Below are 22,724 nucleotides of genomic sequence, written 5' to 3'. Positions count from 1 at the left end.
GTACCCATGAGTCTGCGGTCCCGCATCACCACCCCGGAGGAGAACGCCGGCCGGAGCGAGGACGGCCATCTGGTCGCCTCCTACCGGGCCAAGCTCCTGGAGGAGATCGACCTCGCGGAGATGAGCTCGCTGGCCGCGGCCGAGCGCCGGGCCAGGCTGGAGCGGGTGCTCGGGCACATCATCAGCCGCGAGGGCCCGGTGCTGTCGACCGTCGAGCGCTCGCAACTGATCCGTAGGGTCGTCGACGAGGCACTCGGCCTCGGCATCCTGGAGCCGCTGCTCGAGGACGCCTCGATCACCGAGATCATGGTGAACGGCCCGGACGCGATCTTCGTCGAACGCGCGGGCCGCGTCGAGCAGTTGCCGCTGCGCTTCCCCTCCCACGACCAGCTCATGCAGACCATCGAGCGGATCGTCTCCACGGTGAACCGGCGGGTCGACGAGTCCAACCCGATGGTGGACGCCCGGCTGCCCTCCGGCGAGCGGGTGAACGTCATCATCCCGCCGCTGTCCCTGACCGGCGCGACCCTGACCATCCGCCGCTTCCCCCGCTCCTTCACCCTGCACGAGATGACCGGCCTCGGCTCGCTCGACGAGCCCATGGTGTACCTGCTGGCCGGGCTGGTGCAGGCGAAGTTCAACGTCATCGTCTCGGGTGCGACGGGCACCGGGAAGACGACCCTGCTCAACGCCCTGTCGGGGCTGATCCCCGAGACCGAGCGCATCATCACCATCGAGGACTCCGCCGAACTCCAGCTCCAGCAGTCCCATGTGATCCGGCTGGAGTCCCGCCCGCCGAACGTCGAGGGCAAGGGCCAGGTCACCATCCGCGACCTGGTCCGCAACTCCCTGCGCATGCGCCCCGACCGGATCGTCGTCGGTGAGGTCCGCGGCGGCGAGTCCCTCGACATGCTCCAGGCGATGTCGACCGGCCATGACGGCTCGCTGGCCACCGTGCACGCCAACAGCGCCGAGGACGCCCTGATGCGGCTGAAGACCCTCGCGTCCATGTCGGACGTCACGGTCCCCTTCGAGGCGCTGCACGACCAGATCAACAGCGCGGTCGACGTGCTCATCCAGCTCACCCGGTTCCCGGACGGCGCCCGCAGGATCACCGAGATCGCGATCCTGGACAGCCACGGGGCGGAGCCGTACCGCCTGGCGACGGTCGCCCGCTTCCACGCCCAGCCCATGACGCCCGACGGACGCGTCCACGGCGCCTTCGCGTACTTCCCGCTGCCGCGCCGCACCGCGGACCGCCTCTACATGGCGAGCCAGCCGATCCCCCAGGCCTTCGGCGTTGCCCAGTCACCGCTCGAGCTCGCCACCCGAGAAGCCAGGTAGGACCCCCCATGGACCTCCAGACCCGCATCACGCTCACCACCGGCATCGCGCTGCTGACCTGCGCGCTGGCCGTGGTGGGCGTACACGCCTACGCCGCCGGGCGGGCCCAGCGCCAGGCCCTGGTCGACCGGCTCTCCGCCTCCGGCCAGCTCACCGGGGCCGGTGGCCGGCGACGCCGCTTCGCCGACCTGGACCGGCGCCTGCGCCGTACGCGACTGGGCAAGCAGCTCGAACTGCGGCTGGCGGCGACGGGCCTGGACGTCACCCCCGGCGAGTTCTTCGTCTACATGCTGGCGACGGTGGCGGGCCTGTGGCTGACCGGCCAGGCGGCCCTCGCCCCCTTCTTCGGCCCGATCGCGGGCCTGCTGGGCGTGTGGGCCGCGGTCCAGTTCCTCAACTGGCAGCGCCAGAAGCGCATCGAGCGGTTCATCAACCAACTCCCGGAACTCGCCCGCATCCTCGCCAACGCCGCCCACGCCGGCCTCGCCCTGCGCACCGCGATCGGCCTCGCGGCGGAGGAGCTGGAGGCGCCGGCCGGCGAGGAACTCGCCAAGGTCTCCAACCAACTTGCCCTGGGCGCCTCGATGGACGACGCCCTCGGCGAGCTCGCCGAACGCCTCCCGTCGCGCGAGCTGGTCGTCCTGGTGACCACGCTGGTGCTGTCCAACCGGGCCGGCGGCCAGGTCGTCAGCGCGCTGCGCAACCTCACGGAGACGCTGGAGGAGCGCAAGGAGACCCGGCGCGAGGTCCGCACCCAGCTCTCACAGGTGAGCATGACGTCGTACGCCGTCCCGGTGCTGGGCGTGGGATCGCTGTTCCTGATGAACGGGGTGAAGGACGGCGCCCTGGACCGAATGACCGGCTCACCGCTCGGCCAGGCCGCCGTACTGATCGCGTTCGGGCTGTACGCGGTGGGCTTCATCCTGATCCGCCGCATGTCGCGGATCGACGTCTGAGGGGCGGGTACGGCTGATGGGAATCGGAATCCTCCTCGCGACGGTCATGGCCCTGGGCGTCGGGGGCGTCTTCGCCGCCATCCGCATGTACCGCGCGGAGACCAGGCTGCCCAGCGACCTCGCGCTGGCCCTGGAGGTCGGCGCGACCCGCACCGGCGCCGTGGACTCGCTCATCGACCGCATGGGCATGCGCTACGCGCCCGCCGTGCTGCGCCTGATGGGCCCGAAACTGGTCGCCAAGTACCGCCGCAAGATCGACCTCGCGGGCAACCCCGGCGGTCTGACGATCGACCGCTATGCGGCCAGGCGCGCGGTGTACGGCTTCCTCGGCGCGGTCGGCTTCCTGGTGTTCCTGCTGCGCGGCCAGGTCCTGGTCGCGCTGCTGCTGCTGGCGTTCGGCGCCTTCTGGACGGAGGTCGGCATCTGGTCGGCGATCCGGATCAGGAAGGACGAGATCGAGCGCACCCTGCCGGACTTCCTGGACGTCCTCGCGGTCGTCGTCAGCGCGGGCCTCGGCTTCCGCCAGGCACTCGACCGGGTCGCCTCCAGGTACGAGGGCCCCTGGGCCGACGAACTGCGCATCACCCTGCGCCAGATGGACCTCGGCATGAGCCGCCGCCAGGCCTTCGCGGAACTGCGCCGCAGGAACGACTCCGAACAGGTGGCGATGTTCGTGACGGCGCTCCAGCAGGGCGAGGAGCTGGGCGCGCCGATCGTGGACACGCTGGTCGCCCTGGCCAAGGACATGCGCCGCACCGACGCCCAGAACGCCCGCCGCAAGGCGGCCCGCGCGGTGCCCAGGGCCACGCTGATGATCACGACGTTCATGGTTCCGGCGACGATGATCCTGCTGGGGGCGGGTCTGCTGCTGGGGTCGGGCACGGACTTCGGGTCGCTGACGGGGGAGTAGGGGGTGGGGCCGTGGCGGGCATGCCGTTGAGGATGAGGACCGGGTCGGGAGAGGGGGCGGCGAGGTTCGGTCTGGGGTTCCTGCGCGGGGGGTGGCTGTCCCGGTGGTCTGGGCGGGCTGGGCGGACCGAGGAGGCCGGGCAGGGCGAGGAGGCCGGGCAGGCTGGGCGGAGCGAGCCGGCCGGGCGGGTCGGGCAGTGTGAGCAGGCCAGGCAGGCAGAGTCGGGCGCGACCATACCGCTCCAGGTCAACGCCCTCCAGGCGATGTGCCGCCAGGTCTTCGGCTTTCGGCTCGCCATGATCGCCGTGGCGGCACCCGGGGCCCTGCTGAACGCGGCGCCGGGCCTGGGTACCCGCCTGGTGGGCGCGGCGGTGGTCGTCACCTTCATGGTCTCCTACGCCCTGTTCCGCGACTGGGAACGCTTCGGCCCCCTCCTCCTGCGCCACCCCACCCTCCTGGCCGCGGACACCCTCTTCACCTCCCTCCTGCTCATCTCCGCGGGCCCGGACACGACCTTGGCCTACGTCAGCGTCTGCACCCCGCTCCTGGCCGGCATCGTCTACGGCTACCGGGGCGCGGCGGTCTTCGCGAGCGTGCAGTCCCTGATCCTGCTCCTCGCCTACGCGATCAACACGGACGCGAGGTCGGCGAGCCTGGCGGACAAGCTGCTCCTGCCGGGCCTGTGCGTCATCACGGGCGCGCTGGGCTCGTCCCTGCGCAACCTCATGCTCCGCTTCGGCACGGCCACCCAGGCCCTGACGACGGTCCAGGCACGCCTCGCGGTCACCGAGGCGGTGAGCGCGGAACGGGCCCGGCTGGCCCGCGAGATGCACGACTCGGTGGCGAAGACCCTGCACGGTGTGGCACTGGCGGCGGACGGCCTGGCGGCCTCCGCGGCGACCGCCCCGATGGACCCGGGCCGCATCAGAGAACAGGCGGAACTGGTCGCCCGCTCGGCCCGCAGAGCGGCGGCGGAGTCCCGGGAACTCCTCGCCGACCTGCGCCGCGAGTCCGACCCGGACCGGATGACGGACGTGGCCCCCGAACTGAGGCGGCAGGCGGCCGACTTCACGACCCGCACGGGCCTGGAGGCGACGTACGGCCCCACGGGCGGCGCCCCCGCGCCTCCCGTTCCGCCCGCCGTGGCCCGCCAGCTCCTCACCATCACGGCGGAGGCCATGGAGAACGCCCACCGCCACGCGAACGCGACGAGGGTCGACGTCCGGGCGGGCGTCCGGGGCGAGGTGCTCTGCCTGACGGTCCAGGACGACGGCCGGGGCCTGCCCCCAGACGCGACCCTCGAACACCTCCGCCGAACCGGCCACTTCGGCCTCCTCGGCATGGCCGAACGAGCCGCCTCGATAGGCGCCCGCATCCACTTCGGCAAGGGCCTCCACACCCGTGGCACGCAGGTCCGCCTGGAACTGCCGCTGGCGGCCCTCACGACGACGAAGGCGACCACCCCATGAACACGCCCCAGTCACCCCCGCCCGCCACGCCCCTGCGCCTGGTGGTGGCCGACGACAACCCGGTGGTCCGGGCGGGCCTGACGGCCCTGCTCTCCACCCACGCGGACATAAGGGTCGTGGCCGAGGCGACGAACGGCCACGAGGCCCACGAGGCGGCCCGCCGTCACCGCCCCGACGTGATCCTCCTGGACGTACGGATGCCGGGCACGGACGGCATCACCGCGCTTCCGTATCTCGTGCGGATCGCCCCGGTGATGATGCTGACGTACAGCGGAGAGGCGGAGACGGTCCGCGAGGCCCTGCGGCGAGGCGCCTCCGGTTACCTGGTCCACGGTGAGTTCACGACGGACGAACTGATCGAGGCCGTACGGGAGATCAGGGCGGGCAGGACCCGCCTCACGCCAACGGCGGCGGCTGCGGCAACGGGATCGCTCGCGCAAGCAAACCATGAACTCCCAACTGCTGCAGGCAATTCTGCCGAACTGCTTTCGCAAGTGCAATCAAATGTGGGACAGTCGTCCCCGTACCGGTCACGGTTCCGGCTGAGCAGGAGGGAGGCGGAGATCATGGACCACATCGCGGCGGGCATGAACAACCAGCAGATCGCCGCCACCTGCTTCATCAGCGAGAAGACGGTCAAGAACCACATCAACCGGATCTTCGCCAAACTCCACAGCACCAGCCGTGCGGAAGCCGCCGCCAAGTGGCTGGGCACGGCCCCGGGTTCACACCCAGGACGGAGCTGACGGGCGATGACCGAACGACTGTTTTCGGCCGAGGCCCGGAATTGGGCCCAGGGACCCTCTGGTGTTCGGGGAATTCCCGCTTACTTTTCTCCAGAGACTTCTCGCAGGACTTTGGAGCCCAGAGGGGAACACCATGAGCAACTGGATCAACACCACCGTCGCCTACCTGCGCTCTCGCGCCACGCGCGACGACAAGGGGCAGACGGCGGTGGAGTATCTGGGCATCATCGCGGTGGTGGTGGCGATTGTTCTGGCCATTACGGGGACGGAGATCGGACAGTCGATCTACGACGCCATCGTGGAACAGATCGACGAACTCACCGGATGATCAGGCGCCGCAGGCACGGCGACGCAGGGCAGGCCTTCCCCATCTACATCATGGTGGTGGGGGGCCTGCTCTTTCTCGCGTTCGCCTACCTTGCGGTCGGCCAGGCCGCAGCAAATCGGAACGGCGCCCAGACAGCAGCCGACGCGGCGGCTCTGGCTGCGGCGCAGGAGACCCGGGACCAACTCGCGGGGGACTGGTTGGAAGTCGTCGGCGACCCGACGAAGTGGCAGGACATCCTCGACGGTGACACCGCGTTGTTCGACGGTTGCTGGCGGGCTTCCGAGCTCGCGGCCCAGAACGACGCCGATGTCCAGGCCTGCGGGCAGGAAGGGCTGTTGGGCTACAAGGTCGATGTCGAGACCAACAAGTCCGTCGGCGAATCCATCGTCCCCGGCACCGAGGAATTCAAGTCGAAGGCGTCAGCCACCGCTGTGATCGAGCCTCGCTGTACGTTCGACCTCCCCGGAGAGGACGCCGACGACGGTGACGGTGATGGTGACGGGAACGACACACTGCCACTGCCTCAACTCACCTGCGAGGACACGGACTGGGACCTGGACCCGGACGATCCGGCCACCCTTCCGAACCCCGAGGACCTCTTCGACGTCCACCTGGCCGACTGACAAGCGAACGACGAGTGACGAAGGAAGCAGAGGCATGAGCATTCGGTTCACCACGAAGGCCCGTAGGGGGATGGTCGCGATGACCGTCGCGGCCGGACTGGCCCTCGGCGTGGCCGGCTGCGGAAGCGGGGGCGGCGAGGACAAGAAGCCGGAGACGTCGGCGTCGGCCTCCAAGAGCGGCAAGGGGTCGGACCCGAGTGCCCAGGAGGGAACCGACGAGCTTCTCGCCGAGCTCAAGGGCGAGGACGGCCTGATCCTCAGCATCACCTCTGCTCAGCGTGACTCCGGTGGATTCGTCACCGTGAGCGGCGAGTTGAAGAACGACGGCGACGAAGCCGCCCGCGTGCCGGCTCGCACGTCGGGTGACGAGACCGAGATCATCAGGCACGGAACGTCACTGGGCGGAGCGACCCTCGTCGATTCGGCGAGCAAGAAGCGCTACTACGTGCTGCGGGACACCGACGGCCGCCCCCTGACGACGACGGGCATGCCGCGCATCAAGCCGGGCGACTCCATTCCTGTGTTCATGCAGTTCCCGGCGCCGCCCACCAGTACGAGCGAGGTCAGCTTCCAACTGCCGACGTTCGCCTCCGCCCCCATCACGATCTCCGGGTGAGGCCCAAATGACCCGCACCCCCCGCCTCACCCTGACCCTCACCGCGGCCACGATCATGGTTGCCGCCAACATCCTCGTCGCCACGACCGCCGACGCCGCCGACGACCCCAGCGTCCCGCCCGGTACCGAGGCCACCGCCGCCGCGCCCGTCGAAGTGGACGCCAACGACCCGGACCTGAAGCTCCCCGAGGGCGCGACCCTCGCCGAACCCAAAGTCCTCGACATCAAGCAGGTCGTGGAGGAGCAGGGCGGCGAGGAGCGCCGGGAAGACACCAACGCGGACGTGAAGTTCGCGCTGCAGGCCGAGGTGCTGTTCCCCAAGGACAGCGCGAAGCTGACCGGCGAGGCGAAGGCACGTATCGCCTCGATCGCGGAGGAGATCGGGAAGCAGAACGCCACGCGGATCCGCGTCTTCGGCTTCACCGACAACCTGGGATCCTCGGCCCACGGCGACGTCCTGTCCAGGAAGCGCGCGAACGCCGTGCAGGGAGTCCTGGAGTCGGAGCTGAACGACTCCACGGTCACGTACGAGGTGCGGGGCTACGGCGAGCAGTACCCGATCTCCCCGAACTCGACGGAGGAGGGCCGTAAGAAGAACCGACGGGTGGAGGTGTCCTTCCCGCGCTCGGACGGCTGACCGGCGAAAGAACGGCGAAAGACCGGCGAACGGCCGCCGTACCCCCCGCCCCTCAGCCCACCTCCACGCTCACTCGGACGCCGGCCCGCAGCCCCCACCCCGCCATCGCCCCGGCCTCCGCCTCCACCACATGCCGTGAGCGAAGCCGGGGCAGGCCCAGTCGCCCCGGTTTCATGGTGCGTACGGCGATGACGCGCAGCTTGCGGTCGAGATGGGCGACGTCGATGGGCATGCGCATCCGGAACGTGTGCACCCCGCCGGCGGGCGTGAGCAGCATCGCCCCGTCGATGCCGTCCCGCCCGAGGAGCCCCTTCGTGCGGGCCCGGTACGACGCGGCGATCTCCAGGGGAACCGGCACATCACCGTGCTCCCCGTGAACGACCAGCGCCCCCCGCCCATCACGCAGGCGTCGCCCCATCCTCAGCCACCTCCAGGATTCTCTGTTGTCCGCCGAGTGCTACCCGGGTAGGAAGGCCCCATGACCGGACTCGGCGCAGTATTCCGTCCTCAGCTCGCCCCCGAACGACTCCGATCCATCGCCCGGCTCGCCGACGAGTCGGGACTCGAAGAGCTCTGGCTCTGGGAGGACTGCTTCCGGGAGGGAGGCATCTCCACCGCGGCGGCGGCCCTCGCCTGGACCGAGCGGATCAGAGTCGGCGTCGGACTGTTGCCCGTGCCGCTGCGGAACGTCGCGATCACCGCGATGGAGGCCGCCGGTCTGCACCGGATGTTCCCCGGTCGGCCGATCCTGGCCGTGGGGCACGGCGTGCAGTCGTGGATGGGGCAGGTCGGTGCCCGCGTCGAGTCGCCGGTGACGCTGCTGCGGGAGCATCTCGACGTGCTGCGGGCCCTGTTGCGCGGGGAGAGGGTGACCGTCGAGGGCCGGTACGTCCGGCTCGACGACGTCGCCCTGGACTGGCCGCCCGCCGAGCCGGTGCCGATCATCGCCGGGGTCACCGGGCCCCGCTCGCTGCGGCTGGCCGGAGAGGCGGCCGACGGGACGCTGCTCACCGCGTCGACGCCGCCGGAGGGCGTTCGGGTGGCGCGGCAACTCGTCGACGAGGGCCGGGAGGCGGCCGGACGCAGCGACGCCGAACCGCACGGGATCGTCGTCTATCTGCTCACCGCCACCGGGCCCGACGGGGCCGCCCGGCTGAAGGCCGAACTCGCCGCCGAGGGGGTTGCATCCGTGCCCGACCTCGGTGTCGCCGGGGACGCGGGGACCGTCGCGAAGGCCGTGCAGCGGCTCGCGGACGCCGGCGCGGACACCGTCGTACTCCAGCCGACGGGCGACGAGCCCGATCCGGAAGGGTTCGTTCGGTTCGTGGCGGAGGAAGTACGGCCGCTGGTTCCGTGACCGCGGGCCGTGTCCGGCGCGGGCCGCGCCGGGGGCGTTGTCAGTGGCGCCTGCCAGACTCCGGAAGATGAGCGACGACACCTCCGACGTACGCATCCGGGACGTTGTGGACTCCGACCTGGAGGCGGTCCTCGCCTACGAGCACGACCCGGAGGCGGTCCGGCGGTCGAGGTTCACGCCCCGGCCGCGGGACGCCTTCATGAAGCACTGGCGCACGAGCGTGCTCGGGGACGAGACCTGCCTCGTGCGGACCGTCCTGGCCGGGGACGAGGTGGCCGGCAGCGTCGTCTCCTGGTGGGACGGCGACCGCCGCTTCCTCGGCTACTGGCTGGGGCGGGCCTACTGGGGAAGGGGCGTCGGCACCAGAGCACTGGCCCTCTTCCTCGCCACGGAGCGGACCCGCCCCCTGTACGCCGACCCCTTCCACGCCAACACGGCCTCCGTACGCCTCCTCGAACACCACGGCTTCCAGCGCGCCGGAGTCGTCCACCACGGCGCCGACGAGCATGTGCTGCTCGTGCTCGGCGCTCAGCCCGGCGGCTGATCCCCCGTCGCCCCGTCGAGCAGTTCCCGCAGGATGTCCATGTGGCCCGCGTGCCGTGCCGTCTCCTCGATCATGTGGACCAGCACCCACCGCAGGGACACCTCGGCGTCCCGCCACGCCGGCTGCCCCAGGTCCGTCAGCTCCCGCCCGGCGATCACCCGGTCGGCCGCGGCGCGCGCACGGCCGTAGAACTCGACGATCTGCTGTGTCGTCTCGCCCTGGTCGGCCCGCATGTCCTGGTCGCTGTACGGGTCGAACCACAGCGGCTCCACCTCGCCGCCGAAGCTCGACACGAACCAGCCGTACTCCACCGAGCCGAGGTGCTTGACCAGGCCCAGCAGATTCGTGCCGGACGGGGTCATCGGCCGGCGCAGCCCCTCGTCGTCCAGGCCCTGAAGCTTCCACAGCACCGCGTCCCGGTGCCGGTCCAGGCTCGCCCGGAGCGTTTCCTTCTCACCCGCCGTGTACGTCGAGTTCGTCATGGCGCCGAAAACTAGCAGCGGCCACCGACAGCGCCCTGCGATCATGAGGCGCATGGGACGGGACAGCAGGTCGTTCGAGGAGCTTCTCGCGGAGGGCGCCGCCGTGCCCACCGAGGGCTGGGACTTCTCCTGGTTCGAGGGGCGGGCCACCGAGGCACGGCCGAGCTGGGGGTATGCCGTCTCGCTGGCCGACCGGTTGGCCGGCGCGACCGCCGCGCTCGACCTCCAGACCGGGGGAGGGGAGGTCCTCGACTTCGCCCTCGGCCGGTCCCCGAAGGCCCCCGTGCTCACCGTCGCCACCGAGGGCTGGCCGCCGAACGTCGCCAAGGCCACCGCTCTGCTCGCCGCGCGCGGTGTCGCGGTCGTCGCCTCGCCCGAGAACGCCCCGCTGCCGTTCGCCGACGCCGCGTTCGACCTCGTCACGAGCCGGCACCCGGTTCGGGCCCCCTGGCCGGAGATCGCCCGGGTGCTCCGGCCGGGCGGCACGTACTTCGCCCAGCACGTCGGGCCGCACAGCGTCTTCGAACTCGTCGAGTACTTCCTCGGCCCCCAGCCCGAAGAGGTCCGCAACGGCCGTCACCCCGAGCGTGAGCGGGCCGACGCCGAGGCCGCCGGCCTGGAGATCGTCGACCTGCGTGCCGAGGAGCTCCGCATGGAGTTCCACGACATCGCCGCGGTCGTCCACTTCCTGCGCAAGGTCGTCTGGATGGTCCCCGACTTCACCGTCGAGGCCTACCGGCCCCAACTCCACGCCCTGCACGAACAGATCGAGTCCGACGGCCCCTTCATAGCCCACAGCACCCGCCACCTCTTCGAGGCCCGCAAGCCGTTTGCCTGAGCCTGCGGGCTGGACACCTGAGCCGGCTTGGGGCCCGACGCCTGAGCGTGCGGGCCGAACGCCTCAGCCTGCCGCGGCCGCCGCCTGCCTCCCCGGGCTCTCGCCTGCATCCCGGGAGGGAACTCGCTCGCCTCTGCGGGTTGCCGCCCGCCTCCGCAGGCCACCCGCCCGTGCCCCCACGAGCCGCCGCCCGCCTCCGCAGGCCACCCGCCCGTGCCTCCACGAGCCGCCGCCCGCCTCCGCAGGCCACCTGCCCGTGCCTCCACGAGCCGCCGCCCGCCTCCGCAGGCCCCCGCCCGAACCTCCGCAGGCCCCGCCCGAACCTCCGCGGGCTGCCCCTGCCCCCGCCCGCCCCCGCGTCTACGCGTGCGGGCCGACGGTCACCTTCCCGATCACCAGCTCCGCCTTCGCTTCCAGCACTTCCCCGACCCGCTCCGCCTGCTCGCCCAGCTCCCGCTCCTGCCGCGCCGTCAGCTCCCGTCCGACCAGCTCCACCGTGACGGTCGTACGACGGCCCTGGCGCCGCTGGTGCCAGACCCCGGCGACCACGCCGTCCACCAGCAGTACCGGAAAGTTCCCCGCCTGCCCGCCCGCCAGTGCCCGCTCGTACGCCTCCCCGGGGAACAGCGACCGCCGCGGCTGCGCGGCGATGGCGTACGCGTCGAAGTACGGCAGCAGCCGCACTCCACGCACCCGCCCGCCCGGGAGCTCCGTGTCCCCCGCCGCCACCCAGGCCGCCGCCCCTTCGAAGTCGACCTCCTCGATCTCCCCGGCCCGTGCCAGCTCCGTGAACAGGGAGACCGCCCAACCGGCCGGTGCCGCGAGCCACTTGGCGAAGTGCTGCGCAGTGGCCGGGCCGTACGCGCGCAGGTAGCGTCCGACGAGCTCGCGCAGGGCGGTCTCGCCCGGGACCGGCGCGCCGGCCGGCGGGCGGGTGTAGGTCACCTTCCGGCCCCGGTTCGGGCCGAAGCACAGGGCGCCCGACTGACCGGCCCGGTGCATCACCTGGCGCCAGCGCGGCCACAGGTCCTGGAAGGCGGGCATGACCAGGTCACCGGCCCACGCGCCGGTGCGCGCCACGACCTCCTCGCTCAGCTCCTCCACGGTCAGGCACACGCCGTCGAGGGCGTCCCCGATCGCCGCCACGATCTGCTCGGCCTGTTCCTCCGTGACCCGGACGTCCGGCGGGAAAGGGCTCGGGCCCGTCGGGATCGCCGTCAGCGCCCCGCACCACCGGGGCAGTTCGGCGGCCGGGAGCAGATGCACGGTCCCGCGCGGGCCGAACGTCTTCACCAGCGAACGGTCCTCCCAGAGCGCGGCCCGTACGTCCGCCCGCGTCACCCCGGCGGCCCGCACTCCCACCGACACCTCGGCCGCCGACAGCACCTGGGCGTGCGCGCCCAGCATCGCCCCGACGACCTCGGCGACCGGGGTGCCGGACGCGGCGGGACGGCTCAGGAACTGCCGCTCCAGCCGTCGCGCACTCGCCTCGTCCCAGGTGATCGTGTGGCCCACGCTGCCCGTCCCGCTGCTCGACCTCGCTGTCATGGAGCGACGGTAGGACGCATATAGGTCAGAACCTGTCCGCTGACCCGCATCAGCGCGCCCTCAGGGTGCAAACCGTGCATCCGTCAGCGAACGCCCCGGAGTCCCTGCGCATCCAAGGGAAGCTCACCTTTTCCACATTGTTATGGCGGCCGACTCGATTTCCCCCCATCCGTCACGTAAGTTCAGACCAAGGTAATTCGCGTACGCAAAGCTGCGCGGCGGCACCGCGCGGCGGAGGGGGCTGCGCGGTGCCATGCCCTCGGCCGGCTTCCTGCTGGACGCGCGTCGCGGTGAATCCGCTTTCCCGTCGCCGACTCCCTCGGGCCGTCAAGGGGGCGTTCGCGGTCGGGGTCACCCGGGCGGGGGACGCGCGGACAAGTCGCCAGGCAGGCCCCAAGAAGCGGCAAAACCTCCGGATCCGGCGCTATCCCCCGCGTTTCCCCTGGAAATCCGGCCCGATCTCGCCACGAATCCGCCATGAAGGGGCCCTCTCACGGCCACCGGCCCGTCGCCGAGCGACTTCGGAGAGTAGTTGTGGCACGCCGATGCACGCAGCATCACTTACGAAGGGTTATGGTGGAAACCCCCCCTCGGGCCGGTCCGTCTCCCCCCCACGGACCGGCCCGTTTTATTGCCCACACCAGGCACACACGAGCCAGGCGACTGCACCCCTTCTCCAGGGCGCACACGAGCAAGGGCGACCGCACCCCTTCTCCGGGGCACAAGCGAGCAACGGGACCGCAACCCCCTCAGGGGCGCGGGGAACTGCGCGACCAGCCCCCACCGGCCCGCACTCGCCAAACCACACCGCACACCCCCACCCAGGGCGCCCCCACCGGCCCGCACTCGCCAAACCACACCGCACACCCCTACCCCAGGCGCCAACACCCACCGCACCCCACAGCCACGGCCCAAGCCCCGCAGGGGTAGGCTTCGCCCCCGGGGACCGCCATACGGACAGGAAGCGCCCTCGACTGCACCGCACGCAGCGTCGCGCGCCTGTCCGATCCGTACGGAGGGGCTGACGAACACGTGAACCTGCGCGACAAGCTGCGCGGCCTGCTGGTCAGGCTGTACGCACGCCGGGTGGAAGGCCACCTGGACCACGCTCAGGTGCCCAAGCACATCGGCGTCATCATGGACGGCAACCGGCGCTGGGCGAAGGCCGCGGGTTCGACCACCATGCACGGTCACCGCGCGGGTGCCGAGAACATCGAGGAATTCCTCGGCTGGTGCACCGAGACCGACGTCGAGGTCGTCACCCTGTGGCTGCTGTCGACCGACAACTTCGACCGGCCGCAGGAGGAACTCGGCCCGCTCCTCGGGATCATCGAGGACGTCGTGCGCTCCCTGGCCGCCGACGGCCGCTGGCGGGTGCACCACGTCGGCACCCCCGACCTGCTGCCCTCCCCGATGCAGATGGCGCTGAAGGAGGCCGAGGAGTCCACGGCGCACATCGACGGGATACTGGTCAACGTCGCCATCGGCTACGGCGGCCGCCAGGAGATCGCCGACGCCGTGCGCTCCATGATCGTCGATGCCCACGACAAGGGCACCTCGATGGAGGACCTCGCCGACTCCGTCAGCGTCGAGCTGATCGGACGCCACCTCTACACCGGCGATCAGCCCGACCCCGACCTCGTGATCCGCACCAGCGGCGAGCAGCGGCTGTCCGGATTCATGCTGTGGCAGACGGCCCACTCGGAGTACTACTTCTGCGAGGTCTTCTGGCCGGCCTTCCGCAAGGTGGACTTCCTGCGGGCCCTTCGCGACTACGCCGCGCGGCACCGGCGCTACGGCGGCTGAGCCCCCTCCGGCGCTGTCGCGGCCGTATACCGGCGCGACAAAACCGACCCTCTCCGGGACGGAAGTAACAAGGAGTTCACCAGCGCGCCGTCATATGCGCTGGCATGGCACCGCATGTTCGAGGGCATAAGCCAAGCAGGTCGACACCCGAACCACGGGTGTCGTATCTCAGCGGGCGGCGCCGGAGCCGTCCGCCCGGGAGGCCCTTTGCACCAGCCCCACCGTGCGGTCACGGCACGGAAGAAGACGCGGGGGGCCGGTTTTCGGCCCGTGCACAGCGGCCGACGACCGGTCCAGCCCCACTCCGTCGCTCCCCGACCTCATCCGAGGGGGTACGTCCTTCCGTGGTGACCAGCACAAAGCGCCACAAGCCAGACCGGCGCACCTACGTTCTCGACACCAGCGTCCTGCTGGCCGACCCGAACGCCCTGAACCGCTTCGACGAGCACGAGGTCGTGCTCCCCATCGTCGTGGTGACGGAACTGGAGGCCAAGCGGCATCATCCCGAACTCGGCTACTTCGCCCGGCAGGCGCTGCGCCTGCTCGACGAGTTCCGGGTGAAGCATGGCCGTCTCGATGCCCCCATTCCGATCGGGGATCTCGGCGGGACCGTCCGTGTCGAGCTCAACCACTCGGACCCCAGCGTTCTGCCGACCGGCTACCGCCTGGGGGACAACGACTCCCGCATCCTCGCGGTCGCCCGCAATCTGCAGGCCGAGGGATTCGACGTCACCGTCGTCTCGAAGGACCTGCCGCTCAGGATCAAGGCCTCGTCCGTCGGTCTCCTCGCCGAGGAGTACCGCGCCGAACTCGCCATCACGGACTCCTCCGGCTGGACCGGAATGTCCGAACTGACCCTGCCGGGCGAACAGGTGGACATCCTCTTCGAGGAGGGGCATGTCTATGTCCCCGAGGCCGCCGACATGCCCGTGCACACCGGGCTGACGATCCACTCCGAGCGCGGCAAGGCGCTGGGCCGGATCACGCCCGAGGGCAACGTCCGGGTGGTGCGCGGCGATCGGGAGGCCTTCGGCATCAAGGGCCGCAGTGCCGAGCAGCGGATCGCGCTCGACCTGCTGCTCGACCCGGACATCGGGATCGTGTCGATGGGCGGCCGGGCCGGCACCGGCAAGTCGGCGCTCGCGCTGTGCGCGGGTCTGGAGGCGGTGCTCGAGCGCCGTCAGCACCAGAAGGTGATGGTCTTCCGGCCGCTGTACGCGGTGGGCGGGCAGGAGCTCGGCTATCTGCCCGGCAGCGAGGCCGAGAAGATGAGCCCCTGGGCGCAGGCGGTCTTCGACACGCTGTCCGCGGTCACCAGCCGCGAGGTCATCGAAGAGGTCACCGCGCGCGGCATGCTGGAGGTGCTGCCCCTCACCCACATCCGCGGGCGCTCGCTGCACGACGCGTTCGTGATCGTGGACGAGGCGCAGTCCCTGGAAAGGAACGTCCTGCTGACCGTTCTGTCCCGAATCGGCGCGAATTCAAGGGTCGTTCTGACCCATGACGTTGCCCAGCGGGACAATCTGCGGGTCGGGCGCTACGACGGTGTCGTGGCCGTCGTGGAGAAGCTGAAGGGACATCCGCTCTTCGCCCATGTCACTCTGACGCGGTCCGAGAGGTCCCAGATCGCGGCCCTTGTGACCGAAATGCTGGAGGACGGGCAGATCTGACCCAAGTGCTCAACTTGCGGTAGCTACTCGTTGGTTGGCGCCGTTCGGAAAGGCAGTGAGCCTATCCGGGCGGCGCCTTGGCGTGTGCGGCTTTCCGGAAAACCCTAGGGACAAACAAGGTGTGAGCTTTCACACGCAACACAGAATTGCCTTGCGGTGTCCGGGTGCGGCAGAGTCTCACTCCTGTCAGGCCCCGCATACGACACACCTGTACCCCCAGCGGTACGGCACCACAGCAGCAACACCATCAACTGCATAGCGAAGTCGTATGCCGCCCGAGTCATCACGCGGCACTCCTCTTGCGGGAGTTGCCCACCGGGTCCGCGCCTCCCGTGACCCCGCAGTTGGGAGGCCAGAGCCAAGGGGCACGATTGCGTCCGCCAGGGTCACCGAAGCGGGCGATGCTGGAAGGAAACCGTGTGAGTCCGATTTCGGTCAGGGGATTCGCAGTGGCCTCTGCCACCGCGGTCACCGCTGTCGGAAGCGTCGTCGGCGTTGCCTCGGGCAGCACCGCGCAGAGCAACGACGCCGAGGCGACGGCAGCCGATTCGACGCTCCTCGCGGACATACCCGCGGGCCAGCAGGCCCAGGTGCAGACCGAGTCCCTGTCGGCGCAGGCGGATGTCCAGGCCATCGCTGCCGACGTGAGCGCAAAGAAGGACGCCGAGGAGGCGGCCCGCAAGGCTGCCGCCCAGAGCGCGATCGAGAAGAAGGAAGCCGCCGAGAAGGCAGAGAAGGCGGCGCAGGAAGCCAAGGAGCGCGAAGAGGCCGAGGCGAAGGCCTCCCGGTCCTCCGCTGCCGACTTCCCGGTCCAGAGCTCGTACAGCACCTCGCAGATCCAGGCGATGGCGCGTTCCATGGTGCCGAGCGACCAGTTCCAGTGCTTCAGCAACATCGTGGACCACGAGTCCGACTGGAACTACCAGGCCGTGAACCCCTCTTCCGGTGCCTACGGCCTCTTCCAGGCCCTGCCCGGATCCAAGATGTCGTCGGTCGGCGCCGACTGGCAGACGAACCCCGCCACGCAGATCAAGTGGGGCCTGAACTACATGAACGACCGCTACGGCAGCCCCTGCGGCGCCTGGGACTTCTGGCAGGCCAATAGCTGGTACTGAGCCCGCGCTCAACCCTGTGGAGCCCCTCACCGTCCTTCGGTGAGGGGCTTTCGCTGTTCTCTGACCGGCGCCATGTACGGTCGGAATCAACGACTCCAGGGGGGAGTGGTGGGGAGAGACGGGGGAAGAGGGCGGATCATGTCGCGAGTGCCAGGGTGGCTGGGCCGGGTCGGTGCCGGTCTGACCGAGATGAGTGAGCGGTTGGACGAGCGCCGGGCCGCCGTGGAACGAGAGAGCACCGAACCCGACCCGGTGGGACGGACCGCCGTCGCCACCGAACCGCCCCCGGGTGAGGACCCGCCGCCCGTCGACCACGTCCCGCGGCCCCCGGACTACGCGCCCGCGACCCCGGCGCCGCGCCCCGATCCCGCACAGGTCGTGCCGTGGGGTGTACGGGTGGCCGCGGAGGCCGGCTGGCGGCTGCTGGTGCTGGCCGGCACCGTCTGGGTGCTGATGCGCGTCATCAGCGCCGTCCAACTCGTCGTGCTGGCCTTCGTCATCGCCCTGCTGCTCACCGCGCTGATGCAGCCCTCGGTGGCCTGGCTGACCCGGCGGGGCGTGCCGCGCGGGCCCGCGACCGCGCTGACCGCGATCCTCGGGTTCGTCGTCATCGGGCTGATGGGCTGGTTCGTGACCTGGCAGGTCATGGAGAACATCGACAACCTCTCCGACCAGGTCCAGGACGGTATCGACGAGCTGCGCAACTGGCTGCTCAACAGCCCCTTCCACGTCACCGACAAGCAGATCAACGAGATCGCCGAGAACCTTCGGGAGGCGATCGGCGCCAACACCGACGAGATCACCTCGGCCGGCCTCGAAGGCGTCACCGTCATCGTCGAGGCGCTCACCGGCATCCTGCTGGCGGCCTTCTCGACGCTGTTCCTGCTCTACGACGGCAAGCGGATCTGGCAGTGGACCCTCAAGCTGGTCCCGGCCGCCGCCCGTCCGGGAGTCGCGGGCGCCGGGCCGCGGGCCTGGGCGACGCTCACGGCGTATGTGCGCGGCACGGTGGTGGTCGCCCTGATCGACGCCGTGTTCATCGGCATCGGCATCTACTTCCTTGACGTCCCCATGGCCGTCCCGCTCGCCGTCTTCATCTTCCTGTTCTCCTTCATCCCCCTCGTCGGCGCGGTGGCCTCCGGCGCGCTGGCGGTCGTGGTGGCGCTGGTGACGCAGGGCGTCTTCACCGCGGTCATGACCCTCGCCGTCGTCCTCGCCGTCCAGCAGATCGAGGGCCACATCCTGCAGCCGTTCATCCTCGGGCGCGCGGTCCGCGTGCATCCGCTGGCGGTCGTGCTGTCGGTGGCGGCCGGCGGCATGGTGGCCGGGATCGGCGGCGCGGTGGTGGCGGTGCCGCTGGTGGCGGTGTCGAACACGATCGTCGGGTATCTGAAGGCGTACTCGCAGGAGGCGGAAGCGCGCAGACTGCTGCCGGGTGCGGCACTTCCGAGCGCCGGTCGGCATCAGCCGGCCCGTCCGGCGTTCGAGGACGAGGCCGTTCAGGCCGAAGGGGGGTCCGGGGACGCAGCCCCCAGGGATGCGGCCCGCGACAACGCCGAAGACCCCGCCCACCGAGGGTGAGCGGGGTCCGCGGAGCAACAGCGCCTACTCGACGTCGGCCAGCACGGCCTCGGCCTCCAGCGTGGCGCCCACGGCCTGGATCACCGACGCGATCTTGAACGCCTCCTGGACCGTCTCCCGGTCCACACCGGCCTTGCGCAGCACCTGCTCGTGCGAGTCGAGGCACAGCCCGCAGCCGTTGATGGCGGACACCGCGAACGACCACAGCTCGAAGTCGACCTTGTCGACGCCGGGGTTGCCGATGACGTTCATCCGCAGGCCCGCGCGCAGGCTGCCGTACTCGTGGTCGGACAGCAGGTGCCGGGTCCGGTAGAAGACGTTGTTCATCGCCATCACGGCGGCCGCGGACTTCGCCGCGGTGTACGCCTCCGGCGAGAGGTTCGCCTTCGCCTCCGGCGCCAGCTCGCGAAGCACGATCGGGGAGCGCGCGGCGATCGCCGTGGCGAGCACCGTGCCCCAGAGCTGCTGCGCCGGGAGGTCCGAATTGCCGATGACCGAGCCCAGGTTGAGCTTCAGGTCCTTGGCGTAGTCCGGTATGCGGGACTTCAGGGAGTCGAGCGACATGTGGGTCACTCTCCCGCGAGCAACTTGACCGGGTCCAGGGTGTCCTCGCCCTTGCTCCAGTTGCACGGGCACAGCTCGTCCGTCTGGAGGGCGTCCAGGACCCGCAGGACCTCCTTGGGGTTACGACCGACGGAGCCGGCGGTCACCATGGAGAACTGGATCTCGTTGTTCTGGTCGACGATGAAGACGGCACGCTTGGCGAAGCCGTCCTCGCCCTCGATGCCGAGGTCGCGCATCAGCTCGTGCTTGGAGTCGGCCATCATCGGGAACGGCAGGTCCCGCAGGTCGTCGTGGTCCTTGCGCCAGGCGTGGTGGACGAACTCCGAGTCGCCGGAGAAGCCGAGGACCTGGGCGTCACGGTCGGCGAACTCCTCGTTCAGCTTGCCGAAGGCCGCGATCTCGGTCGGGCAGACGAAGGTGAAGTCCTTCGGCCAGGCGAAGACGATCTTCCACTTGCCCTCGTAGGTCTTGTGGTGGATCGTCTCGAACTCCTTGCCCTTCTCCAGCGAGACGCAGGCGGTCAGTTCGAACTCGGGGAACTTGTCACCGACAGTGAGCACACGCTCTCCTTGCAGCGAGGAGACACCGGATCGGTACAGGTGTCTCCCTTGGGTTGGACCTTACCGATCCTGGCACAGGCTGCATTGATACGGGAAATAGCTACACTCGGTCAGGTTGATCGGAGAGTGCTATCAGTGACCGTGAGTAAGAGGAGACAGCCCAGTCTCGCCCAGTTGCGGGCCTTCGCGGCCGTCGCCGAGCACCTTCATTTCCGGGATGCCGCCGCCGCGATCGGCATGAGCCAGCCCGCCCTTTCCGGTGCCGTCTCCGCCCTGGAGAAGTCACTGGGAGTGACGCTGCTGGAGCGCACCACCCGCAAGGTGCTGCTGTCGCCCGCCGGTGAGCGGCTCGCCGTACGCGCGAAGGCCGTGCTGGCGGAGGTCGGGGCGCTGATGGAGGAGGCCGAGGCGGTGCGGGCCCCGTTCACCGGCGCCCTCCGCCTCGGTGTCATCCCGACCGTGGCGCCGTACCTCCTGCCCACCGTGCTGCGGCTCGTCCACGACCGGTATCCGCACCTCGACCTCCAGGTGCACGAGGAGCAGACGGCGAGCCTGGCCGACGGACTCGCCAGGGGCCGCCTGGACCTGCTCCTGCTCGCGGTGCCTCTCGGGATGCCCCAGATCGCCGAACTCCCGCTCTTCGACGAGGACTTCGTGCTCGTCACCCCGCCGGACCACCGGCTCGGCGGCCGCGAGGGCATCCCGCGCGAGGAGCTCAAGGCGCTCAACCTGCTGCTCCTGGACGAGGGGCACTGCCTGCGCGACCAGGCGCTCGACATCTGCCGGGAGGCCGGCCGCGAAATGAAAGGGGTGGGGCGAAGCCCTTCGGTTGAGGGTGGTGGCGGGAGACGGGAGGGCGCCCCGGTGACCACGACGGCCGCCGGGCTGTCCACGCTCGTGCAGCTCGTCGCGGGCGGCCTCGGCTGCACGCTGCTCCCGCGCACCGCCCTGGACGTGGAGACGACCCGCAGCAGTCGGCTGCTCACCGGCTACTTCGCCGACCCCGCCCCCACCCGCCGTATCGCCCTCGCGATGCGGGCGGGAGCCGCGCGGGGAGCGGAGTACGAGGAGCTGGCGGCGGCCCTTCGGGAGGCGCTGCGCCCGTTGCCCGTATCCGTGTGCCAATCGGTCAAATGAGCGCCGAACACAGTTCTTTGAGTCGCGCGGAAACTCAACTTCCGTCAACTAGCGACAGGTCGGATATCCCTCTCCGGAATATGCGCGCGGACTGATACACATTCCCCCCTCAGCGCTATGCGTCAGGCGTGTGTGCGAAACGACGAGGGGTGTGATGTCGGGCTACGAACACCTGGCACGGGCCCTGGCCGTCTGCGCGCGTGACGGCTTCACCGGAGAGCTCAGGGTCAGCGGAACGCCGGGCGGCACCTTCCACCTCGGCGACGGCCGGGTGGTCGCCGCCGAGTCCCCCGGCGCCCCCGGACCCGAGGCCCTGCTGCTGCGCTCCGGGCGGGTCAGCGGCGAGCAGTGGGCCGAGCTGATGCGGGAGTCCGGGGGCTCGCGCTGGCCGGCGACCGCCCTCATCGCGCGCGGGTACGCGGGGGCCGCGCAGTTGCGGGTCGTGTGCGCGATGGCGCTGCACGACGCCGCCTTCGCGATCGCCGCCGGCCGGGTCGACGAGTGCGAACGCGTCCCCACCACGGAGCCGTTCGCGCAGGTCCCCGTGGGGGAACCGCCGCTGGGCCTGCTCCAGGGATCGGTCCGCAGACTCGCCGCGCTCACCGCGCTGCCGCACCCCGTCCACCCCGACCGCGAGCGGCCCGTGCCCGCACCGGCGCCCGTCGACACGGACACCCCGCTCACCGCCCTGCGGTGCGAGCTGCTCGCCCACGCCGACGGCCGCCGTACCGCCCGGGACCTCGCCTTCCGGGTCGGGCGGGGCGTCTACGCCGTGACGGTCGAAGTCGCGCGGATGCTCGGCGACGGGCTGCTGGTCTGCGCCGAGTCGCCCGCGCCGATCCCCGTGCGCCCCTTTCCGGACGGCCACGCACTGCGCCCGAGGGAACCGGCGCCCGTCGAGCCGCCGCCGCCCCCGCCTTCGACCCCGACATCCCTGCCCCGCCGAAAACCCGGCAGCTTCTTCCGCCTGCGGAACGGAATTACGAGATGAGTCCGAAATGAAGCAGCCGATTGCTGTGAAAAGAAATAGGAGAGTCGCGTACATGGATCACAAGGCCCTGGCACTGGAAATGCGTGGCCTGCGCGAACAGGTCACCGGAATCACCGACACCGCGGTCGCCGCCGCCGACGGCCTGCTCATCGCCGCGGACACCGCCGACTCCATCGACCCGGAGGGCCTCGCCGCCCTCGCCGCGGCGGGTCTCGGTCTCGCCAGGCGTACCGCCGACGCCACCGCCCGCGGCACCCTGCGCCGGACGGTGACGTACGGCAGCCATGGCTGTGCCGCCTTCTACGCCGTCGGTGACACCGCGCTGATGGTCGTGCTCGGCGACGAGGGCATGGACGTGGACCACCTGAACCGGGCGACGCAGTCCGCCCTGCAACGCATCGATCTGATCCTCACCGACAAGGCACCAGAGGGAGTTTGAAGGGATGGCGACGAAGCGCATGACCTCAGGTTTCTCCGACCAGGTGATGAGCCTGGTCAAGCACCTTCGCACCGACGCACCGGACTGCGTGGCCTCCGGCGTGGTCGACATGTCCACCGGAATGCTGCTGTCGTACGAGACCGTCGAGACCCATCCGCCGGAGGTCCTGGACCTGCTGGCGGGCGCGACGCTCGACCTGTTCCAGGGGCGCACGGTCGTGATGATCGAGGACGTGTTCAAGGAGCGCCGCGGGATCTCCAGCGACAACCACTTCTTCCAGGAGATCCTGGTCAACAGTGAGAACCTCACGCACCTGTTCGTGCGGCTGACCGAGCAGCAGGACGTGGTGGCCGTCGTCGTCTGCCGCAAGTCCGTCAACGTGGGCATGCTGTTCGCCCAGGTCCGGCGGGTCGTCCGGGAGTACAGCCTCTGAACGCGACGGCGGTGGGGCTCCCCGCAGGGA

At 70.4% G+C, this 22,724-nt stretch carries 25 protein-coding genes; 20 read left to right on the top strand and 5 right to left on the bottom strand.

The annotated features are described in order from the left end of the window. Positions 1–6 precede the first annotated feature (6 nt). From ACZ69Q_RS40470 to ACZ69Q_RS40430, 9 genes are all read left to right on the top strand, one after another. On the top strand, positions 7–1,344 hold the full coding sequence (locus ACZ69Q_RS40470; protein WP_471052584.1) for a CpaF family protein: 1,338 nt from the start codon (positions 7–9) through the stop codon (positions 1,342–1,344). A gap of 8 nt (positions 1,345–1,352) precedes the next feature. Next, complete coding sequence (locus tag ACZ69Q_RS40465) at positions 1,353–2,300, top strand: type II secretion system F family protein (protein ID WP_471052581.1); 948 nt, start codon at positions 1,353–1,355, stop codon at positions 2,298–2,300. A 16-nt stretch (positions 2,301–2,316) separates the two neighbouring features. Continuing rightward, entirely contained in the window at positions 2,317–3,210 is an 894-nt protein-coding gene (locus tag ACZ69Q_RS40460; RefSeq protein ID WP_471052578.1) for a DUF5936 domain-containing protein, read from the top strand. 20 nt (positions 3,211–3,230) lie between these two features. Then, complete coding sequence (locus ACZ69Q_RS40455) at positions 3,231–4,679, top strand: sensor histidine kinase (RefSeq protein ID WP_471052575.1); 1,449 nt, start codon at positions 3,231–3,233, stop codon at positions 4,677–4,679. Further along, positions 4,676–5,425 carry a response regulator gene (locus ACZ69Q_RS40450; protein ID WP_471052572.1) on the top strand — a complete coding sequence of 250 codons (750 nt, stop codon included), beginning with the start codon at positions 4,676–4,678 and terminating at the stop codon, positions 5,423–5,425. The genes ACZ69Q_RS40455 and ACZ69Q_RS40450 overlap by 4 nt, the downstream gene beginning before the upstream one ends. A 133-nt stretch (positions 5,426–5,558) precedes the next feature. After that, positions 5,559–5,753 (top strand): Flp family type IVb pilin, encoded by a 195-nt coding sequence (locus ACZ69Q_RS40445; RefSeq protein ID WP_471052569.1) that lies wholly within the window; start codon positions 5,559–5,561, stop codon positions 5,751–5,753. Next, positions 5,750–6,376 carry a pilus assembly protein TadG-related protein gene (locus ACZ69Q_RS40440; RefSeq protein WP_471052567.1) on the top strand — a complete coding sequence of 209 codons (627 nt, stop codon included), beginning with the start codon at positions 5,750–5,752 and terminating at the stop codon, positions 6,374–6,376. The genes ACZ69Q_RS40445 and ACZ69Q_RS40440 overlap by 4 nt, the downstream gene beginning before the upstream one ends. A gap of 34 nt (positions 6,377–6,410) precedes the next feature. Beyond that, complete coding sequence (locus ACZ69Q_RS40435; protein WP_471052564.1) at positions 6,411–6,992, top strand: hypothetical protein; 582 nt, start codon at positions 6,411–6,413, stop codon at positions 6,990–6,992. Positions 6,993–6,999: 7 nt separating this feature from the next. Continuing rightward, entirely contained in the window at positions 7,000–7,629 is a 630-nt protein-coding gene (locus ACZ69Q_RS40430) for an OmpA family protein (protein ID WP_471052561.1), read from the top strand. Between the two features lie 52 nt (positions 7,630–7,681). Here ACZ69Q_RS40430 and ACZ69Q_RS40425 read toward each other — a convergent pair whose 3' ends face one another. Then, positions 7,682–8,047, bottom strand: coding sequence for a DUF192 domain-containing protein (locus ACZ69Q_RS40425; RefSeq protein ID WP_471052559.1), 366 nt, complete (start codon positions 8,045–8,047; stop codon positions 7,682–7,684). Positions 8,048–8,107: 60 nt separating this feature from the next. On the opposite strand from ACZ69Q_RS40425, the gene ACZ69Q_RS40420 reads away from it, so the two are divergent. Then, positions 8,108–8,986: an LLM class flavin-dependent oxidoreductase gene (locus tag ACZ69Q_RS40420; RefSeq protein WP_471052556.1), complete on the top strand. Its 879-nt coding sequence runs from the start codon at positions 8,108–8,110 to the stop codon at positions 8,984–8,986. A gap of 67 nt (positions 8,987–9,053) precedes the next feature. Continuing rightward, complete coding sequence (locus ACZ69Q_RS40415) at positions 9,054–9,530, top strand: GNAT family N-acetyltransferase (protein ID WP_471052554.1); 477 nt, start codon at positions 9,054–9,056, stop codon at positions 9,528–9,530. Here the strand turns inward: ACZ69Q_RS40415 and ACZ69Q_RS40410 are convergent. Beyond that, on the bottom strand, positions 9,515–10,012 hold the full coding sequence (locus ACZ69Q_RS40410; RefSeq protein ID WP_471052552.1) for a DinB family protein: 498 nt from the start codon (positions 10,010–10,012) through the stop codon (positions 9,515–9,517). The two genes, ACZ69Q_RS40415 and ACZ69Q_RS40410, sit on opposite strands and share 16 nt — an antisense overlap. A gap of 52 nt (positions 10,013–10,064) precedes the next feature. On the opposite strand from ACZ69Q_RS40410, the gene ACZ69Q_RS40405 reads away from it, so the two are divergent. Beyond that, the gene (locus ACZ69Q_RS40405) at positions 10,065–10,850 is read left to right on the top strand and encodes a class I SAM-dependent methyltransferase (protein WP_471052549.1); all 786 of its coding nucleotides are present in this window, start codon (positions 10,065–10,067) and stop codon (positions 10,848–10,850) included. A 360-nt stretch (positions 10,851–11,210) separates the two neighbouring features. Here ACZ69Q_RS40405 and ACZ69Q_RS40400 read toward each other — a convergent pair whose 3' ends face one another. Then, a complete protein-coding gene (locus ACZ69Q_RS40400; RefSeq protein WP_471052548.1) occupies positions 11,211–12,398 on the bottom strand; it encodes a winged helix DNA-binding domain-containing protein in 1,188 nt (395 codons plus the stop codon). Between the two features lie 1,032 nt (positions 12,399–13,430). Here ACZ69Q_RS40400 and ACZ69Q_RS40395 point away from each other — a divergent pair. The 4 genes from ACZ69Q_RS40395 to ACZ69Q_RS40380 all read left to right on the top strand — a co-directional run bounded on the left by ACZ69Q_RS40395 (position 13,431) and on the right by ACZ69Q_RS40380 (position 18,570). Then, positions 13,431–14,204: an isoprenyl transferase gene (locus tag ACZ69Q_RS40395; RefSeq protein ID WP_471052546.1), complete on the top strand. Its 774-nt coding sequence runs from the start codon at positions 13,431–13,433 to the stop codon at positions 14,202–14,204. Positions 14,205–14,548: 344 nt separating this feature from the next. Beyond that, positions 14,549–15,874: a PhoH family protein gene (locus tag ACZ69Q_RS40390; RefSeq protein ID WP_471052543.1), complete on the top strand. Its 1,326-nt coding sequence runs from the start codon at positions 14,549–14,551 to the stop codon at positions 15,872–15,874. A 401-nt stretch (positions 15,875–16,275) separates the two neighbouring features. Continuing rightward, entirely contained in the window at positions 16,276–16,989 is a 714-nt protein-coding gene (locus ACZ69Q_RS40385) for an aggregation-promoting factor C-terminal-like domain-containing protein (protein WP_471052540.1), read from the top strand. Between the two features lie 138 nt (positions 16,990–17,127). Beyond that, positions 17,128–18,570, top strand: a complete 1,443-nt coding sequence (locus ACZ69Q_RS40380) for an AI-2E family transporter (protein ID WP_471052537.1) — start codon at positions 17,128–17,130, stop codon at positions 18,568–18,570. Positions 18,571–18,594: 24 nt separating this feature from the next. On the opposite strand, the gene ACZ69Q_RS40375 is transcribed toward ACZ69Q_RS40380, so the two are convergent. Then, positions 18,595–19,134, bottom strand: coding sequence for an alkyl hydroperoxide reductase (locus ACZ69Q_RS40375; RefSeq protein ID WP_471052535.1), 540 nt, complete (start codon positions 19,132–19,134; stop codon positions 18,595–18,597). 5 nt (positions 19,135–19,139) lie between these two features. Further along, entirely contained in the window at positions 19,140–19,694 is a 555-nt protein-coding gene (locus ACZ69Q_RS40370; RefSeq protein ID WP_471052532.1) for a peroxiredoxin, read from the bottom strand. 135 nt (positions 19,695–19,829) lie between these two features. On the opposite strand from ACZ69Q_RS40370, the gene ACZ69Q_RS40365 reads away from it, so the two are divergent. The 4 genes from ACZ69Q_RS40365 to ACZ69Q_RS40350 all read left to right on the top strand — a co-directional run bounded on the left by ACZ69Q_RS40365 (position 19,830) and on the right by ACZ69Q_RS40350 (position 22,694). Then, complete coding sequence (locus tag ACZ69Q_RS40365; RefSeq protein WP_471052529.1) at positions 19,830–20,831, top strand: LysR substrate-binding domain-containing protein; 1,002 nt, start codon at positions 19,830–19,832, stop codon at positions 20,829–20,831. Between the two features lie 154 nt (positions 20,832–20,985). Then, a complete protein-coding gene (locus ACZ69Q_RS40360) occupies positions 20,986–21,822 on the top strand; it encodes a MarR family transcriptional regulator (RefSeq protein WP_471052526.1) in 837 nt (278 codons plus the stop codon). A gap of 52 nt (positions 21,823–21,874) precedes the next feature. Next, on the top strand, positions 21,875–22,261 hold the full coding sequence (locus tag ACZ69Q_RS40355; protein ID WP_471052524.1) for a roadblock/LC7 domain-containing protein: 387 nt from the start codon (positions 21,875–21,877) through the stop codon (positions 22,259–22,261). Between the two features lie 4 nt (positions 22,262–22,265). Further along, positions 22,266–22,694 carry a hypothetical protein gene (locus ACZ69Q_RS40350; RefSeq protein ID WP_381458435.1) on the top strand — a complete coding sequence of 143 codons (429 nt, stop codon included), beginning with the start codon at positions 22,266–22,268 and terminating at the stop codon, positions 22,692–22,694. The last annotated feature ends 30 nt before the right edge of the window (positions 22,695–22,724 follow it).

Source organism: Streptomyces sp. NPDC036764, from assembly GCF_055609385.1.
The sequence above is the reverse complement of the archived record's forward strand: the minus strand, read 5'-3'. Positions and strand labels throughout refer to the sequence as shown.